General features: G+C 58.4%; 13 protein-coding genes. 5 read left to right on the forward strand and 8 right to left on the reverse strand.

From position 1 onward, the window contains the following. Nucleotides 1–177: 177 nt before the first annotated feature. Nucleotides 178–3,072 carry a ribonucleoside-diphosphate reductase subunit alpha gene (locus tag LIS66_RS19785; protein ID WP_227972866.1) on the forward strand — a complete coding sequence of 965 codons (2,895 nt, stop codon included), beginning with the start codon at nt 178–180 and terminating at the stop codon, nt 3,070–3,072. A gap of 166 nt (nt 3,073–3,238) precedes the next feature. On the opposite strand, the gene LIS66_RS19790 is transcribed toward LIS66_RS19785, so the two are convergent. The 7 genes from LIS66_RS19790 to LIS66_RS19820 form a co-directional block, all read right to left on the reverse strand. After that, on the reverse strand, nt 3,239–7,492 hold the full coding sequence (locus LIS66_RS19790) for a beta strand repeat-containing protein (protein WP_227972867.1): 4,254 nt from the start codon (nt 7,490–7,492) through the stop codon (nt 3,239–3,241). A gap of 290 nt (nt 7,493–7,782) precedes the next feature. Continuing rightward, nucleotides 7,783–9,129 carry a flagellar hook protein FlgE gene (flgE, locus tag LIS66_RS19795; RefSeq protein ID WP_042607184.1) on the reverse strand — a complete coding sequence of 449 codons (1,347 nt, stop codon included), beginning with the start codon at nt 9,127–9,129 and terminating at the stop codon, nt 7,783–7,785. A 31-nt stretch (nt 9,130–9,160) separates the two neighbouring features. Next, nucleotides 9,161–9,889 (reverse strand): flagellar hook assembly protein FlgD, encoded by a 729-nt coding sequence (flgD, locus tag LIS66_RS19800; protein WP_042607185.1) that lies wholly within the window; start codon nt 9,887–9,889, stop codon nt 9,161–9,163. Nucleotides 9,890–9,904: 15 nt separating this feature from the next. Next, a complete protein-coding gene (flgC, locus tag LIS66_RS19805; protein WP_042607186.1) occupies nt 9,905–10,348 on the reverse strand; it encodes a flagellar basal body rod protein FlgC in 444 nt (147 codons plus the stop codon). A 3-nt stretch (nt 10,349–10,351) separates the two neighbouring features. Then, on the reverse strand, nt 10,352–10,762 hold the full coding sequence (gene flgB / locus LIS66_RS19810; protein WP_016773613.1) for a flagellar basal body rod protein FlgB: 411 nt from the start codon (nt 10,760–10,762) through the stop codon (nt 10,352–10,354). A gap of 370 nt (nt 10,763–11,132) precedes the next feature. After that, nucleotides 11,133–11,960, reverse strand: coding sequence for a protein-glutamate O-methyltransferase CheR (gene cheR / locus LIS66_RS19815; RefSeq protein WP_016773612.1), 828 nt, complete (start codon nt 11,958–11,960; stop codon nt 11,133–11,135). Between the two features lie 46 nt (nt 11,961–12,006). Then, entirely contained in the window at nt 12,007–12,939 is a 933-nt protein-coding gene (locus LIS66_RS19820) for a chemotaxis protein CheV (RefSeq protein WP_016773611.1), read from the reverse strand. Nucleotides 12,940–13,021: 82 nt separating this feature from the next. Here LIS66_RS19820 and flgA point away from each other — a divergent pair, with 82 nt between their 5' ends. The 4 genes from flgA (at nt 13,022) to LIS66_RS19840 (ending at nt 15,627) form a co-directional block, all read left to right on the forward strand. Further along, a complete protein-coding gene (flgA, locus tag LIS66_RS19825) occupies nt 13,022–13,783 on the forward strand; it encodes a flagellar basal body P-ring formation chaperone FlgA (protein ID WP_080902460.1) in 762 nt (253 codons plus the stop codon). Between the two features lie 162 nt (nt 13,784–13,945). Beyond that, complete coding sequence (gene flgM / locus LIS66_RS19830) at nt 13,946–14,272, forward strand: flagellar biosynthesis anti-sigma factor FlgM (protein ID WP_042607188.1); 327 nt, start codon at nt 13,946–13,948, stop codon at nt 14,270–14,272. Between the two features lie 48 nt (nt 14,273–14,320). Next, the gene (locus tag LIS66_RS19835) at nt 14,321–14,788 is read left to right on the forward strand and encodes a flagella synthesis protein FlgN (RefSeq protein WP_042607189.1); all 468 of its coding nucleotides are present in this window, start codon (nt 14,321–14,323) and stop codon (nt 14,786–14,788) included. 92 nt (nt 14,789–14,880) lie between these two features. Continuing rightward, complete coding sequence (locus tag LIS66_RS19840) at nt 14,881–15,627, forward strand: flagellar brake protein (protein ID WP_042607190.1); 747 nt, start codon at nt 14,881–14,883, stop codon at nt 15,625–15,627. Nucleotides 15,628–15,812: 185 nt separating this feature from the next. On the opposite strand, the gene LIS66_RS19845 is transcribed toward LIS66_RS19840, so the two are convergent. After that, the gene (locus LIS66_RS19845; protein WP_123418930.1) at nt 15,813–17,192 is read right to left on the reverse strand and encodes an MFS transporter; all 1,380 of its coding nucleotides are present in this window, start codon (nt 17,190–17,192) and stop codon (nt 15,813–15,815) included. Between the last annotated feature and the right edge of the window lie 25 nt (nt 17,193–17,217).

Genomic DNA, 17,217 nt, shown 5'->3' on the forward strand with positions numbered 1-17,217 from the left:
TCCGGTAGCGAGCTTCGGCTCACGACCAAAACTTCGGCAAGGATGCGGCGTTGCAGCCTTTTTCCTACTGTTCCGAAGTTTGTAATGCCGACGCCCGTCGGTTGCAGTGCTTCGGTACAGAACGGTGAGCACCATGACGGTGCCAAACAAACATAGAGAATGTGGAGACCACCCCCCATGCAAACCGACACAACTCGCGAGAACCCGCAGGGCAGCTTGCCGCAGGCCGCCGATTCGACTTCGGATCTGGCAGCCACCGCGCCTGGCCAGCTGCGCGTGATCAAGCGTAATGGCACTGTCGTTCCTTACACCGATGACAAGATCACCGTCGCTATCACCAAAGCGTTTCTCGCAGTTGAGGGCGGCACCGCTGCCGCTTCGTCGCGAATCCACGATACCGTTGCACGCCTGACCGAGCAGGTCACCGCGACTTTCAAGCGTCGCATGCCATCGGGTGGCACCATCCACATCGAAGAAATCCAGGACCAGGTCGAACTGGCCCTGATGCGCGCCGGCGAGCAGAAAGTCGCGCGTGACTACGTGATCTACCGTGACGGTCGTTCGAAAGAGCGCGCTGCCCACGCCCCGGCCGAAGCAGCCGTCAATGCACACCCGTCGATCCGCATCACCCGCGCCGACGGCAGCCTCGCGCCCCTGGACATGGGCCGCCTGAACACCATCGTCACCGAGGCCTGCGAAGGTCTGGAAGAAGTCGACGGCGACCTGATCCAGCGCGAAACCCTGAAGAACCTGTACGACGGCGTGGCCCTGACCGACGTCAACACCGCCCTGGTAATGACCGCCCGTACCCTGGTCGAGCGCGAGCCGAACTACTCGTTCGTCACCGCCCGCCTGCTGATGGACACCCTGCGTGCCGAAGGCCTGAACTTCCTCGAAGTCGCCGAAAGCGCCACCCATCACGAAATGGCCGACCTGTACGCCAAGGCACTGCCGGCCTACATCGCCAAAGGTATCGAGTTCGAACTGCTGAACCCTGTGCTGGCCACCTTCGACCTGGAAAAACTGGGCAAGGCGATCAACCACGAACGCGATCAGCAATTCACCTACCTGGGCCTGCAGACCCTGTACGACCGTTACTTCATCCACAAGGATGGCGTGCGTTTCGAACTGCCGCAGATCTTCTTCATGCGCGTGGCCATGGGTCTTGCGATCGAAGAGAAGCAGAAAGAAGACCGTGCGATCGAGTTCTACAACCTGCTGTCCTCGTTCGACTACATGGCTTCGACCCCGACCCTGTTCAACGCCGGTACCCTGCGTCCACAGCTGTCGAGCTGCTACCTGACCACCGTGCCGGATGACCTGTCGGGCATCTATCACGCGATCCACGACAATGCCATGCTGTCGAAGTTTGCCGGCGGCCTGGGCAACGACTGGACGCCAGTGCGTGCACTGGGTTCGTACATCAAGGGCACCAACGGCAAGTCGCAAGGCGTGGTGCCGTTCCTCAAAGTGGTGAACGACACCGCTGTGGCCGTGAACCAGGGTGGCAAGCGCAAAGGCGCTGTGTGTGCCTACCTGGAAACCTGGCACATGGACATCGAAGAGTTCATCGAGCTGCGCAAGAACACCGGTGATGATCGTCGTCGTACCCACGACATGAACACCGCCAACTGGATCCCTGACCTGTTCATGAAGCGTGTCTTCGATGACGGCAAGTGGACCCTGTTCTCGCCATCCGAAGTACCGGACCTGCACGACCTGACCGGTAAAGCCTTCGAAGAGCGCTACGAGTACTACGAAGCGCTGACCGAGTACCCGGGCAAGGTCAAGCTGTTCAAGACCATCCAGGCCAAAGACCTGTGGCGCAAGATGCTGTCCATGCTGTTCGAAACCGGCCACCCATGGCTGACGTTCAAGGACCCGTGCAACCTGCGCAGCCCGCAGCAGCACGTCGGCGTGGTCCACAGCTCGAACCTGTGCACCGAGATCACCTTGAACACCAACAAGGACGAGATCGCCGTTTGCAACCTGGGCTCGATCAACCTGCCGAACCACATCGTCGACGGCAAGCTCGATACCGCCAAGCTGCAACGCACCGTGAACACCGCCGTGCGCATGCTCGATAACGTGATCGACATCAACTACTACTCGGTGCCGCAAGCGAAGAACTCCAACTTCCGCCACCGTCCGGTCGGTCTGGGCATCATGGGCTTCCAGGACGCTCTGTACCTGCAGCACATCGCCTACGGCTCCGACGCTGCCGTCGAGTTCGCCGACAAGTCGATGGAAGCGGTCAGCTACTATGCGATCCAGGCGTCCTGCGACCTGGCCGACGAGCGCGGTGCTTACGAGACGTTCAACGGTTCGCTGTGGTCCAAGGGCATCCTGCCGCTGGATTCGCAACAGATCCTGATCGAGCAACGTGGCCAGAAGTACATCGATGTCGACCTGAATGAAACCCTGGACTGGGCACCGGTTCGCGCCCGTGTACAGAAAGGCATTCGTAACTCGAACATCATGGCCATCGCACCGACCGCGACCATCGCCAACATCACTGGCGTCTCGCAGTCGATCGAACCGACCTACCAGAACCTCTACGTGAAATCGAACCTGTCGGGCGAATTCACCGTGATCAACCCGTACCTGGTTCGCGACCTGAAAGCTCGCGGTCTGTGGGACTCGGTGATGATCAACGACCTGAAGTACTACGACGGTTCGGTGCAGCAGATCGAGCGCATCCCGCAAGAACTCAAAGAGCTCTACGCGACCGCGTTCGAAGTGGACACCAAGTGGATCGTTGACGCCGCCAGCCGTCGTCAGAAGTGGATCGACCAGGCCCAGTCGCTGAACCTGTACATCGCCGGCGCATCGGGCAAGAAGCTCGACGTGACCTACCGCATGGCCTGGTACCGTGGTCTGAAAACCACTTACTACCTCCGTGCCCTGGCCGCGACCAGCACTGAGAAGTCGACCATCAACACCGGCAAGCTGAACGCTGTTTCCAGCGGCGGCAACCATGGCGACGATTCGGTCCTGGCCGCTCCGGCAGGTCCGGCGCCAGTGCCAAAGGCTTGCGCGATTGACGAGCCGGATTGCGAAGCTTGCCAATAAGCTGAGCTGATCCCAGGCGTTGTGAGACGCCTGGGATCTTCAGGCAAAAGAACCCCCCGACAGACTTCTGGTTTGTCGGGGGTTTCTTTTGCATGGAAAAAACCACAGGCATAAAAAACGGCGAGGCCCTATTACGGGACTCGCCGTTTCAACATTGCAACCTTCGTCAGCCCATCACGGACTCGGTCATTGCCTGCCCCACTACCGGAATAGTGAAGGAATCGCCGTTGTTGGTGTAGAAGGTTTCAATGGTGTTGGCTCCCTTGTACCAGTCTTTCAGGAACACGCCAGAGTCCAGATTGCCGCTTTGCAGGTCGGCGGCGTTGAAGATGTAGGCGCCCTGATCGTTTTGCATGATCCGGACATCGCTGACACTCTGGATGTTTCTGAGAGTGACCAGATCGATCCCTGTGGTGCCGTCATCGAAAATCGCGACCATGGTTTTGGAAGATACAAAATACGCATCGCTGCCCTCTCCACCATAACCGTCACCGGAAGCGCTCAGATACAGCTTGTCGGCACCGGCACCACCGCGCAGCTCATAGCCATGACCCAAGCCCATTAACGTGTCATTGCCATCGCCCCCGTCGGCGATACCCGAAATGACCGTAATGTTGTCATTGCCGGCTTCGCCATAGAAAACTGAACCGACATCACGCACATACCCAATGATGTAATCATCGCCGTTACCACCATAGATGGTATCAGCCTGATTATCCGTCGAGAAAGGTACAGTCAGGGCGCCAGTATCCGTGAAGCTATGACCATAGAGAGTGTCATTGCCATCACCGCCATACAGGACGTCGTTACCGTCACCGCCCTCTAACATGTTGGCGTAGGCATTACCGGTCAAGGTGTCACTGAAGGCTGAGCCCACAAGGTTATCGATATTTATGAGTGCGTCCCCTTGGGCATCACCGCCAGTGCCGAAACCTGTCAGCAGATTGACCTGTACCGCATCGGAGCTATTGACGTACCAGGCAGAGTCTCCACGCCCAACACCAATCAAACTATCCGCACCAGCGCCGCCAATAAAGGTCTCTCTCACGGCGGCGGAGCCAGTGAAGGTATCGGCATAGGCGGAACCTTGGAATGCCTCGATCGACGCATAGATATCCCCCGCCGCAATACCGGTAAGCACCGCAGCACTCAGATCCAGCGTAACGCCCGAATCCTCACCCGCAAAGCTGAGAATGTCGTTGCCATTGCCACCATCAAAACGATCCACGCCGGCACTACCGACAAAGATATCGCCGTAATTGGAGCCCCGGATCTGTTCAATACTATTGTAGGAATCGCCGGCAGCGATACCCGTGCTGACTCCGGTTTTGGAGTTGATTGTCACGCCCGTGAGGCTGTCAACGTAGCTGACCGTGTCAAAACCATCGCCACCGAAGAATTGGTCAGCACCTGCTCCGCCCGACAGCGTATCGGCACCGGCCCCGCCCGTGATGATGTTGTCTGAGGCATTGCCGTAACCGGTAAAATTACCGGTGCCGACGTAAGTAAGACGTTCAACGTTGGCTGCCAGGGTGTGATTGAGCAAAACAGTGCGTACTTCATCATCACCGCCGCTAACTGCTTCAACCACGTTCACCGAAGTGCCGTTGACGTAGTAGATGTCATCGCCGGCGCCGCCGTTCAGGACATTGCCCGTGGTTTGCCCGGTCAACACGTCACTGAAAGACGAGCCGATGACGGTTTCGAAGTTCCACAGCTTGTCACCCTGGGCATCACCACCGACACCCAGAACACCTCCGACCAGACTTACTGTCACACCGCTGGACGAGCCGGAGTAGTCAATGGTGTCCGTGCCGCCCGAACCGAAAAACTGATCCGCAGCTTCGCCGCTGATAAAGGTGTCATTGCTGCCAGAACCTTGCAGGAACTCGATACCGACGTATGTATCACCGAAAGCGATCCCGGAGTTTACCCCGGTTTTGGTGTTGATCGTCACACCCGAAGGGCTGTCGCCATAACTCACGATATCGTTACCGGCGCCACCGATGAACTGGTCAGCACCTGCTCCGCCCGACAGCGTATCGGCACCGGCCCCGCCCGTGATGATGTTGTCTGAGGCATTGCCGTAACCGGTAAAATTACCGGTGCCGACGTAAGTAAGACGTTCAACGTTGGCTGCCAGGGTGTGATTGAGCAAAACAGTGCGTACTTCATCATCACCGCCGCTAACTGCTTCAACCACGTTCACCGAAGTGCCGTTGACGTAGTAGATGTCATCGCCGGCGCCGCCGTTCAGGACATTGCCCGTGGTTTGCCCGGTCAGGACGTCATTGAAAGACGAGCCGATGACCGTTTCAAATTCCCACAGCTTGTCGCCCTGGGCATCGCCACCCACGCCTGCAACACCGCCGACCAGACTCACCGTCACACCGCTGGAAGACCCAGAATAGTCAATGGTGTCAGTACCGCCCGAACCATCAAACTGATCGGCAGTTGCACCACTGATAAAGGTGTCGTTGCTGCCGGAGCCCGCCAGCATCTCGATGCCGACGTAGGTATCACCGGCAGCAATCCCGGAGTTCACTCCGGTTTTGGTGTTGATCGTTACACCCGAAGGGCTGTCGCCATAACTCACGATATCGTTACCGGCGCCACCGATGAACTGGTCAGCACCTGCTCCGCCCGACAGCGTATCGGCACCGGCCCCGCCCGTGATGATGTTGTCTGAGGCATTGCCGTAACCGGTAAAATTACCGGTGCCGACGTAAGTAAGACGTTCAACGTTGGCTGCCAGGGTGTGATTGAGCAAAACAGTGCGTACTTCATCATCACCGCCGCTAACTGCTTCAACCACGTTCACCGAAGTGCCGTTGACGTAGTAGATGTCATCGCCGGCGCCGCCGTTCAGGACATTGCCCGTGGTTTGCCCGGTCAACACGTCACTGAAAGACGAGCCGATGACGGTTTCGAAGTTCCACAGCTTGTCACCCTGGGCATCACCACCGACACCCAGAACACCTCCGACCAGACTTACTGTCACACCGCTGGAAGACCCAGAATAGTCAATGGTGTCAGTACCGCCCGAACCATCAAACTGATCGGCAGTTGCACCACTGATAAAGGTGTCGTTGCTGCCGGAGCCCGCCAGCATCTCGATGCCGACGTAGGTATCACCGGCAGCAATCCCGGAGTTCACTCCGGTTTTGGTGTTGATCGTTACACCCGCAGGGCTGTCGGTATAACTCACGGTATCAGTGCCTGCACCGCCGATGAACTGGTCAGCACCTGCGCCGCCCATCAGAATGTCGTTACCGATCCCGCCGGTAATGACGTTGTCCGACGCGTTGCCGTAACCGACAAAGTTGCCGGTACCGACGTAGGTCAGGCGTTCGACGTTGGTTGCCAGGGTGTGATTGAGCAGGATGGTCCGTACTTCGTCATCACCGCCGCCCACCGCTTCAACGACGTTTACCGAAGTGCCGTTGACGTAGTAGATGTCATCGCCGGCGCCGCCGTTCAGGACGTTGCCCGTGGTTTGCCCGGTCAACACGTCATTGAAAGACGAGCCGATGACGGTTTCGAAGTTCCACAGCTTGTCACCCTGGGCATCACCACCGACACCCAGAACACCTCCGACCAGACTTACTGTCACACCGCTGGACGAACCGGAGTAGTCAATGGTGTCCGTGCCGCCCGAACCGAAAAACTGATCCGCAGCTTCGCCGCTGATAAAGGTGTCATTGCTGCCAGAACCTTGCAGGAACTCGATGCCGACGTAGGTATCACCGGCAGCAATCCCGGAGTTCACTCCGGTTTTGGTGTTGATCGTTACACCCGCAGGGCTGTCGGTATAACTCACGGTATCAGTGCCTGCACCGCCGATGAACTGGTCAGCACCTGCGCCGCCCATCAGAATGTCGTTACCGATCCCGCCGGTAATGACGTTGTCCGACGCGTTGCCGTAACCGACAAAGTTGCCGGTACCGACGTAGGTCAGGCGTTCGACGTTGGTTGCCAGGGTGTGATTGAGCAGGATGGTCCGTACTTCGTCATCACCGCCGCCCACCGCTTCAACGACGTTTACCGAAGTGCCGTTGACGTAGTAGATGTCGTTACCAGCGCCACCGCTTAAAGTGTTGCCGGATGCTTGGGCGGTGAGAATGTCATTAAATGCAGAACCAATCACGGCCTCTATAGACGTCAAGGTATCGCCCTGAGCATCTCCGCCAACACCTGTTCCAGCGGTCAGATTGACGGTTACTCCTGCCGTCGAGCTGGCATAAGACGCGGTATCGATACCGTTCCCGCCATTCAAGACATCAGCACCTGCTCCGCCATCCAGCAAGTCATTGCCATCGCCGCCACTCAGCGAGTCATTTCCTGCAACCCCATACAACTCATCCGCACTTGACGTGCCTACCAGTGTGTCCGTACCCGACGTTCCGTTTATAACTGCCATTGTCTCTTCCTTGCCTTTTTGATGAATCGATAGTCAGCGCAATACTTCAGAATCGCCTCGATAAGGCCGAGTACTTTTGAGCGTGGTCATTGATGAGACGCTTAACCGCCTTGCAACCAGAGGTCTCCATGACCTGCGAAAGTTTGACGCGCCCCTTCTTCTGCTGGGGGCAACTGCAATTACTGCACCACAGCTGCCGACGAACGGTAGGTATTTGAGAAAAGCCTGACAGCGCGCAAAAAAAACCGACGCCCTAGGACGTCGGTTTTCAGTGCAGCAATCAGATCACATCAAGTCATCTGAATGATGGTCTGCATGATGGTGCTCTGAGTGGAGATGGTCTTGGCGTTCGCCTGATAGTTGCTCTGGCCCTTGATCAGATCAACCAGCTCGTTGGTCAGGTTAACGTTCGACTCTTCCAGCGAGTTGGACACCACCTCACCCAACGTACCGGTCTTCGGCGCGTCGTAGCCCGGAATACCCGAAGCGAAAGTCTCTTTCCAGCTAGTACCACCGACAGCCTGCAAGCCCTGCTCGTTGGTGAAACTGGCCAGTGCAACCTGACCAATCGCCTTGCTCTGGTTGTTGCTGAAGTTGGCGAACAGCGTACCTGTACCGTCGATGGTCAGGTTGGTGATCTGTCCAGTGGCGTAGCCATCCTGAGTCGGGATCGTGCGCGAAGTATCAGCGTTGTACTGGGTGGTCTTGGCCATCGAAATGGTCACGCCAGCCGGATTTGCTGCCGCGCCGTTAGGCGTAAAAACACCGTTGGTCACGGTGCCTGGTTTCCAGTTACTCAACGTCAAGTCGCTGCTGATGAGCGGATTTGGCGCCGGCGGCGGCAAAGTACTCGGTGTACTCACCTGAAGCAATTTGCCGGAACTGTCGAACGTCAATGTCGAAGCAACCGGAGGCGTGGCGGCGTTGGTTGGATCGCTACCGGTGGCATCCGGGTTGCGTCCATCAACCAGGGTGTAAACCTTCCAGGTATTCTCGCCAGTCTTGACCATGTACTGATCCATGACGTGGGAGTTACCCTGAGTGTCATAGATCGGCGTGCTGAAGGACTTGGTGTAAGTTTCAGGCTTCGACGGGTCGAATTTGACGGCGCTGGCGCCGGTATCAACGATCACTGGCGAAGACGAATTGAGGTTGATGCTCGAGGTCACCGAAGAAGACGACTTCGGCGCCAGGTTCGAGGTGTCGATCTTCAGATCGGTCAACACGCCGTTGATGATCTTGCCGTTGGCATCCACACCGTAACCCTGCAGACGCGAGGTGTAGTCGGTGTTGGTGATGTAACCGGCGTTGTCGACCTTGAACGTACCGGCACGGGTATACGAGATCGAGCCATTGTTGCTCATGGTGAAGAAGCCGGAACCGTTGATGCCCATGTCCAGCACGTTGCCAGTGTTGTTGATGTCACCCTGGGTGAACTGCTGGGACACGTTGGCCAGGCGCACGCCGTTACCGATGACTTTGCTGCCGCTGCCCAGGCGGGTCGACGAATACACGTCCTCGAATTCCGCGCGGGAGGATTTGAAACCGGCGGTGGCGACGTTGGCGATGTTGTTGCCGGTCACGTCGAGTTGTTTGTTGGCGGCATAGAGACCGCTAAGGCCGATGTTAAAAGACATGTTCCACTCCTTCGTGCCGGGTTAGTCGGCTCTATATACCAATGGTTTGTACTTTGGACAGGGCAACGGTGCCCTTGCCGGCCAGGTTGAGCATCAGCTCGCCACCGGTCTGGCTGATCGTCACGCTGTTGACCGTCGCTGGCAGGTAGGTCGCCAGGTCGGTCGCGGTGCCGTTGATCGGTGCGTTGGCCTTGAACGTGTAAGTGCCGACCGGAACCACGGTGCCGGCGGTGTCCTTGCCGTCCCAAGTGAAGCTGGCATCGCCGGCGGCGCGGCTGCCGAGGTCGATGGTGCGCACGGCTTTGCCGTCCTTGTCGGTGATGGTCACGGTGCCGCCGGCAATCGACGAAGGCACGGTGACCGAACCGGTCAGGCCTTTGCTCGGGTCATCGAGCTGGGCGGTGTTGGTCTGCACGATCACGTTGCGACCGACCAGCGACGACGCCTGCAGCGCCTGCGACGAGTTGTAGTTGCCGGCAAGGCCACTGACGGTGGAGTTCAGCGTGGTGATGCCTTCAAGACTGCTGAACTGCGCCAGTTGCGCCACGAAAGCGCTGTTGTCCTGCGGGTCGAGCGGGTTCTGGTTTTTCAGCTGGGTGACCAGCAATTGCAGGAACGCATCCTTGCCCAGCGCCTGGCCGCCGGTGGCACTGTTGGTCGCCGAGGCGATGCCGCCCGGCGTCGTGCTGCTGGCCGTCTTCGACGAGTTGGCCAGGATGTCCTTCATGCTCAGGGTGCTGGTGGTGTCCGTAACGCTCATGGCATTCGTCCCTTATTACTGACCGAGGGTCAGTACCTTCTGCATCATGGTTTTGGCGGTGTTCATCATTTCGGCGTTGGTCTGGAACGAACGACTCGCGGAAATCATGTCAGCCATTTCTTCCACCACGTTGACGTTCGGGTAATAGACATAGCCCTTGGCGTCAGCGGCCGGATGGTTCGGCTCGTAGCGCGCTTCGAGGTTGCTCTGGTCTTCGACCACGCCAAGCACCTGCACGCCCTGCCCGGCTGCGTCCTGGTTCTGGAACAGCGAATCGCTGCCGCCGGCCTGGCCGCCCTGGAACATGGTGGCGAACACCGGGTGACGGGCGCGGTAGGTCTGGTCGATGCTCGACGAAACGGTTTCGGCGTTGGCGATGTTCGACGCCACGGTGTTCAGACGCGTGGTCTGCGCGCTCATGCCGCTGCCGGCAATGTTGAAAACGCTGGACAGGGACATGGATTATTCTCCGCGCAGGGCTGACACCAGCCCTTTGAATTTGCTGTTGAGCAAGGTGAAGCTGGCCTGGAAGCCGACCGCGTTTTCCGCGTAGTTCGACTGTTCCAGTTGAGCGTCGACGGTGTTCTGGTCGATGGAAGGCTGCATCGGCGTGCGATACATCAGCGACTCGTCGCCGTTGCCCAACCCTTCAGCCTCGATGTGGCGGCTGTTGGTCATGTTCAGGGCAAAGTGGCCGCCGGTCTTGGTCTTCTCGGTCTGTGCTTCGAGCACTTTGGAGAAATCCAGATCCCGCGCCTTGTAGTTCGGGGTGTCGGCGTTGGCGATGTTGTTGGCCAGCACTTCAGCACGCTGGGCACGGAAGCCCAATGCCTTTTCGTGAATGCCCAGCGCTTTGTCGAAGCTGATGCTCATGTCGGGAACCTTCAGGTGACCGGTTTTTCGTAACTGAGCTTTAGCAAGCGCCGTGCCAAATGGAAGAACCCCCGTATTCCGGGGCTTTGCGCCGAACAGGCAAAGCGGCAATGCCAGAAAAGCGGCAACCGGTTTCCGCTGGATGCCGCTTTTCTGCCGCTTGCCGTCCCTCTCCCTGACGCCGCAGATCCATTGTAGGAGTGAGCCTGCTCGCGATTGCGGTGTATCAGTCACTTATGTGGCATCTGGTAGACCGCTATCGCGAGCAGGCTCACTCCTACAGAGGAGCCATGGAGTTTCGCAGAGAACATTCAGGCATAAAAAACGGGAGACCTTGAGGGCCTCCCGTTTTTGTATTGCCGCGAACCGGTTATTTCGCCTTGTAGATAATCCCCGGGCTGCACTGAACCATCTGGTAATGATCCGGCAAACCGTTCAGCGCCTCAGACGCGCCAAGGAACAGATACCCGCCCGGCTTCAACGTGCTGTGAATGCGCAACAGGATGTCTTTCTTCACTTCGGCAGAGAAGTAGATCAACACATTGCGGCAAAACACGATGTCGAACTTGCCCAGCGCTGCGTAGCTGTCGAGCAGGTTGAACGAGCGGAATTCCACCCGGCTCTTGATTGGCGCCTTGACCACCCAGCGCCCCGGCCCTTTCGGGTCGAAATAGCGTTGCAGGCGTTCCGGCGACAGTCCGCGACCGATCGCCAGGCTGTCGTACTCGCCGGTCTTGCAATTGTTGAGCATCAGTCCCGACAGGTCAGTGGCAACGATCTGCACGCCCATCTTCAACTGGCCCAGGTTGCTGCGCTCGAACTCGTCGATCGACATCGACAGCGAGTACGGTTCCTGACCCGACGAGCAGGCCGCCGACCAGATCCGCAGACGCTGGTTGGGGCTGGCCTTGATCGCTTCCGGCAGTACCTTGTTCTTCAAGACTTCAAACGGATAGGTGTCACGAAACCACAGGGTTTCGTTGGTCGTCATGGCATCGACCACCTGCTCGCGCAAACCGCTGCGCGGCTGGGTCTGGATGCGCTGAACCAGCTCACCCAAAGACTTGATGCCTTGCTGCTCCATCAGTTTGTTGAGACGGCTCGAGACCAGATACTGCTTGTTTTCACCGAGCAGAATGCCACAGGCTTTTTCCAGGAAGACCCGGAACTGTTCGAAATCCAAATTACCCGTAGACAATGATGCCGCCTCTTAAATCGTGTTGAACGCCAGGGGCAGAAGGCCCTTAGCTGATATCTGCTGCTTTGATCCGGTCGACTACCCGGGACGCGAGGTCATCAGGACGGAATTTGGCCAGAAAGTCATCAGCACCGACTTTCTTGACCATCGCCTGGTTGAATACCCCCGACAACGAAGTATGCAGGATGATATGGAGCTTTTGCATGCGCGCGTCGCCGCGGATTTCCGCCGTCAGGGTGTACCCGTCCATCTCCGGCATCTCGATGTCGGAAATCATCATCAGGAACTCTTCTTCCGGCTTCTTGCCCTCGTCGACCAGCTTGCGCAGGTAATCCAGCGCCTGCTTGCCGTCGTTCAGCGCCACCACTTCGACACCGATGGTCTGCAGACAACGCGTGACCTGCTTGCGCGCCACCGACGAGTCATCGACTGTCAGCACCCGCAGCGACAGCGCTTTGGTCTGCGTCTCGACATCGACCACGCCCACCGAAATCGCTTCCGGCGTCGGCGCTACTTCGGCCAGCACCTTCTCGACGTCGATGATTTCGACTAACTGGTTGTCGACCCGAGTCACAGCGGTCAGGTAGTGATCGCGACCGGTGCCCTTGGGAGGCGGATGGATCTCTTCCCAGTTCATGTTGACGATGCGCTCCACCGAGCGGACCAGGAAACCCTGGGTCTTGGTGTTGTACTCCGTGATGATCACGAACGGACTGTTCTTGTCTTTCAACGCACCGGAGCCCGTTGCCATTGCCAGATCCAGGATCGGAATGGTCGCTCCCCGTATATTCGCTACCCCGCACACGACAGGACTGGATTTGGGCATCAAGGTCAGTGACGGGCACTGCAACACTTCCCGTACCTTGAACACGTTGATCCCGTAGAGCTGCGGCCCGTCAAGACGGAACAACAGCAGCTCGAGGCGATTCTGCCCTACCAGTTGCGTGCGCTGGTTCACCGAATCCATTACACCAGCCATGCCCAGACTCCTACATCAACGCCAAGTGTTGTTGCGACGCACATTCATTGCTAAACGGCACGGCGCTTGCTTTTTAACTCGTATGAACGCTCAAACGACATTTTCCCGACGCCTGACATCTTCCCTTCGCAAAGGGCTTTGCGCGGTGTCCGCCGTTTGCTGCTTGCTTGCCGGCAGTCCTGCCAATGCTGATGCGGTTACCTTGCCTGATATGCTTATCGGCGTGACTCAGGGCTTTCTTGAATTCACCGTAGAAGACTATTTGGCTTCCAGTCAAACCGAAGGCCGCTACGAAATCGAAGTCAACCAGCTCGACCCGCGTATGCGCATGCCCATGTGCGACAAGGAATTGACAGCCACTCTGGAGAGCCCGGCCCGCCCGCTGGGCCGCGTTACGGTGAAGGTCCGATGCGAAGGCAGCTCGCCCTGGACGGTGTTCGTACCCGCTCAAGTCCGCCTGTTTCGCGAGATCGTCACGACCACTCGTCCGCTGAAACGCGCCGGCATCATCGAGCCGCAGGACGTGACGTTGCGCGAGCGCGATGTCAGCACGATCAACCAGGGTTTCCTGACCTCGGTCGATGAAGCGATCGGGCAGAAACTGACCCGACCAACGGTCGCCGATCAGGTCATCACACTGGTGCATCTGGAACAGGCCGAAGTGGTGCGCAAGGGCGATCAGGTGGTGATCACTGCGCGTAGCGGCACCCTTGCCGTACGCATGCCGGGGGAAGCCCTCTCCAATGGCGGCATGAAAGAACAGATTCGAGTAAAAAACCTTAATTCTCAAAGAGTTATCAAGGCGCAGGTGATTGCGCCGGGACAGGTCGAAGTGGCCATGTAAAAGCCCTGTGGAGAAAACTGGCGCCGATCCCGTCGCTTCCCTAAACTGTGCCGCAGCAGGTCTCGCAACGGCGCATGCAAGCTTATGGTTGATTGGGCCTAAAGTTTTTCAGGGGATAGCCGAAAACATGGCAAGCGTCCAAATTCCCAGAGGTTTTTTATCATGGTTATCGATTTCAACCGATTGAACAGTTCCTCGTCACTTACCGGCAGTACACGTACCAGCAACGCCAAGGAAAGCGCTGAAAACAGCCCTTCCGCGCCGCTGAATACCCAGGCCGAACCGGCCAGTGCCGCCAAAAGCGGGGAATCGGTACACCTCAGCAATGAGGCTCAACAGTTGCAGAAGGTCACTGACAAGCTGCGCGATCAACCTGCTGTCGACAAAGCCCGCGTGGCCGAGTTGAAAGCCGCGATTGCCGATGGCAGCTATAAAGTCGACAGCAACCGTGTAGCCAGCAAACTGCTCAACTTCGAAGCCCAGCGCTAGGCTTTTGCCGGCGCCAGGCTTTTGGACGCTTAAACCCCAAGGCCAGCCATGCACGACACTAACTTATTGCAACTGATCAACGACGACTTTGCTCCAGCGCAACAATTGCTGGAGTTATTGCAAACCGAATCCCTCGCTTTGCACGGTCGTGACATGCCGCTGCTGGAAGAAATTCTGGCAACCAAGCAGGCGTTGATCATTTTGCTTGAACAGCATGGCCGCAAGCGCAGCGAAATCCTCGCCAGCCTCAACCTGCCGACCGACCGCAGCGGCCTTGAGCAACTGGCCAGCCAGTCGAGCATTGGCGACCAGTTGCTGGCCCAGGGCGATGCCCTGACCGCGCTGATCGCGCAATGTCAGGACGCCAACACTAAGAACGGCCGGTCAATCCAGATCCAGCAGGCGACCACGGCCAATCAGTTGAAGATCCTCACCGGCGGTGAGCCGCCAGCGCTTTACGACGCCAGCGGGACCTTTGCCAAACCGGTCAAGCCGCGAACGCTCAGCCAGGCATGAGCCATTCGGTGGCCCTGCACTATCCACTCGCGCAACATGCTGGCAAAATACTGGCCAGTCGTAGTCTTATTTTGTCTGGAGATTGAAGAACCGTGTCCAACACCCTAAGCGCGGATGATGCTCCGCAGCCTCCGAAGGTGCTCACCACGCCACTGGAAATCTCCAGCAACCTGCGCCAGCTGCAAGACAGCCATGACCCGCTGATCATCACCTTCCATGAACGCAGCCAGCGCTTCCAGAGTTACCTGATCAAGGTCGACCGTGAAACCGCGACGATTGCGCTGGACGAAATGATCCCCCGCGATGGCGAGCGTTTCCTGCAGGCTGGCGAACCGTTCAAGGTCGAAGGCTTTCATGACGGCGTACGCATCGCCTGGGAATGCAACGGCACGCTGAACATCGAAGAATCCGACGGCGACCGTTTCTACACCGGCGACCTGCCGAGCGAAGTGGTCTATCACCAGCGCCGCAACGCCTTCCGCGCTGCGTTGAAACTCACTGACCTGGTCAGCGTTGAACTGGGTGGCGAAAAGCTCAAGTCGCCTCTGCACGGCAAGCTGCTGGATATCTCCGCCACCGGTTGCAAGTTCCGCTTCGAGGGCGACATCACTGACCGCCTGCAACTGGGCCAGGTCTACGATCGCCTGATCGCCCCGCCGCTGTTCGGCAACCAGCCAACGTCGGTCGAGCTGCGCTATCTGCACTTCGAAGAAAAACTCAACATCACCTTCGCCGGTCTGCGCTTCCACAACATCAGTGGTCAGGCTGCACGCAACGTCGAGCGGTTTGTTTACCAGTTGCAACGCGAAGCACGACGTTTCGACAAAGACGACCTCTGAGTCGCAGCGACAAATAAAAAGGGCAGTCCCGCAAAGGACTGCCCTTTTTTTCATGCCGACGAAGCCTGTGTGGCGAGGGAGCTTGCTCCCGCTGGACTGCGCAGCAGGCTGCTTTTCAACAAAGAAAGGGCCGCTTCGCGCCCCTGCGGGAGCAAGCTCCCTCGCCACAGTTAGCGCGTGATATCTCAGGGTCTGCCGCCGCTGATATCCGCTGCAGGTGTGTCATGTTCATCGGCGGGATCGGTTTCGACCCCTGCCTCCGGCTGGGCGACGGGTTCCGGCTCAGAAGAGGCCGGCGCCGGATCCTGGACCATCTGCTCCTGCACCACCTGCTCATCGACACGCGGGTCAAGTGCCGCCACCAGTGGCGAGCTCGACATGCTGTCCGGCATTGCCACGTGATGCAGCGGCGCGTCGTCGACCTGATGCAGATTGGTGACCGCTTTCGGGCGAATCCGCCAGACCAGCACCAGCGCAAAGAAGCTGAAGAAGGCATACAGGCTCTGGCTGCCGAGAAACTTCATCAGCACACCGGCAAGCAGCGGCCCGATGCTCGCGCCGACGCCGTAGGTCACCAGCAACATGGCGGTCAGTGACACGCGGCGATCACCTTCGACGTGGTCGTTGGAGAACGCCACCGCCAGCGGATACAGGCAGAACTGCACCAGCGAACAGAAGAAGCCCACCACGAACAGCACCTCCAGCGGCACCTGCGGCAAGATCGCCAATGGCAATGCCGCCACCGCGAGAAACCCGGCAAAGCAGCGAATCAGCAGCGCGCGGTCGTAGCGGTCGGACAACCAGCCCAACGGCCACTGCACCAGCAAACCGGCAAAGATGCAGCTACCCATGAACAGACCGACCTGCTCGGTGGACAGCCCTTGTTGCGAGGCATACAGCGGCGCCAGACCATAAAACGAACCGATGATCAGACCCGCACCGAGCACCGTACTCAGCGATTGCGGCACGCGTTTGATAAAGAAGCGCGGCTCCATCGGCGCCGGATGCAGCGGCGCCGGGTGGATCCGCTGGGTCAGGGTCACCGGTACCAGACACAGGGCAAAGCACAGCGCCACCAGCATCAGCAGTTCCAGGCCCAGGCCGGGGTGCATGACCAGAATCAGTTGGCCGAGCACCAGCCCCAGATACGACGCGATCATGTAACCGCTGAACACCAGCCCGCGCTGATTGGCGTCGGCCTGTTCGTTGAGCCAGCTCTCGATGACCATGTACTGACACATCATGCCCAGACCGACGATCGTCCGCAGCACTATCCACGCCGGCAGCCAATCCACCAGGCCATGGCCGAGCACCGCCGCGCCGACGATCCCGGCACACGCCGAGTACGCACGGATATGCCCGACCCGGGCGATCAGGCGATGGCCGATCTTGCCGCCCAGCACCAGACCGAAATAGTTGGCCGCCATCAGCGCACCGACCCACAGACCGTCGACATTGTCGGCGGCCAGACGCAAAGCCAGATAAGTAGAGAGAAGGCCTGAGCCGATCAACATCATCAGCGAGGCGAAATACAGCGCTCGAAAGGATTTCCAGATTTGGCGCATCGGCGTTCCGAGCGGCTCCTTGCAG

Origin of the sequence: Pseudomonas sp. HN2 (genome assembly GCF_020736465.1) — a bacterium.
Taxonomy (GTDB): domain Bacteria; phylum Pseudomonadota; class Gammaproteobacteria; order Pseudomonadales; family Pseudomonadaceae; genus Aquipseudomonas; species Aquipseudomonas moraviensis_A.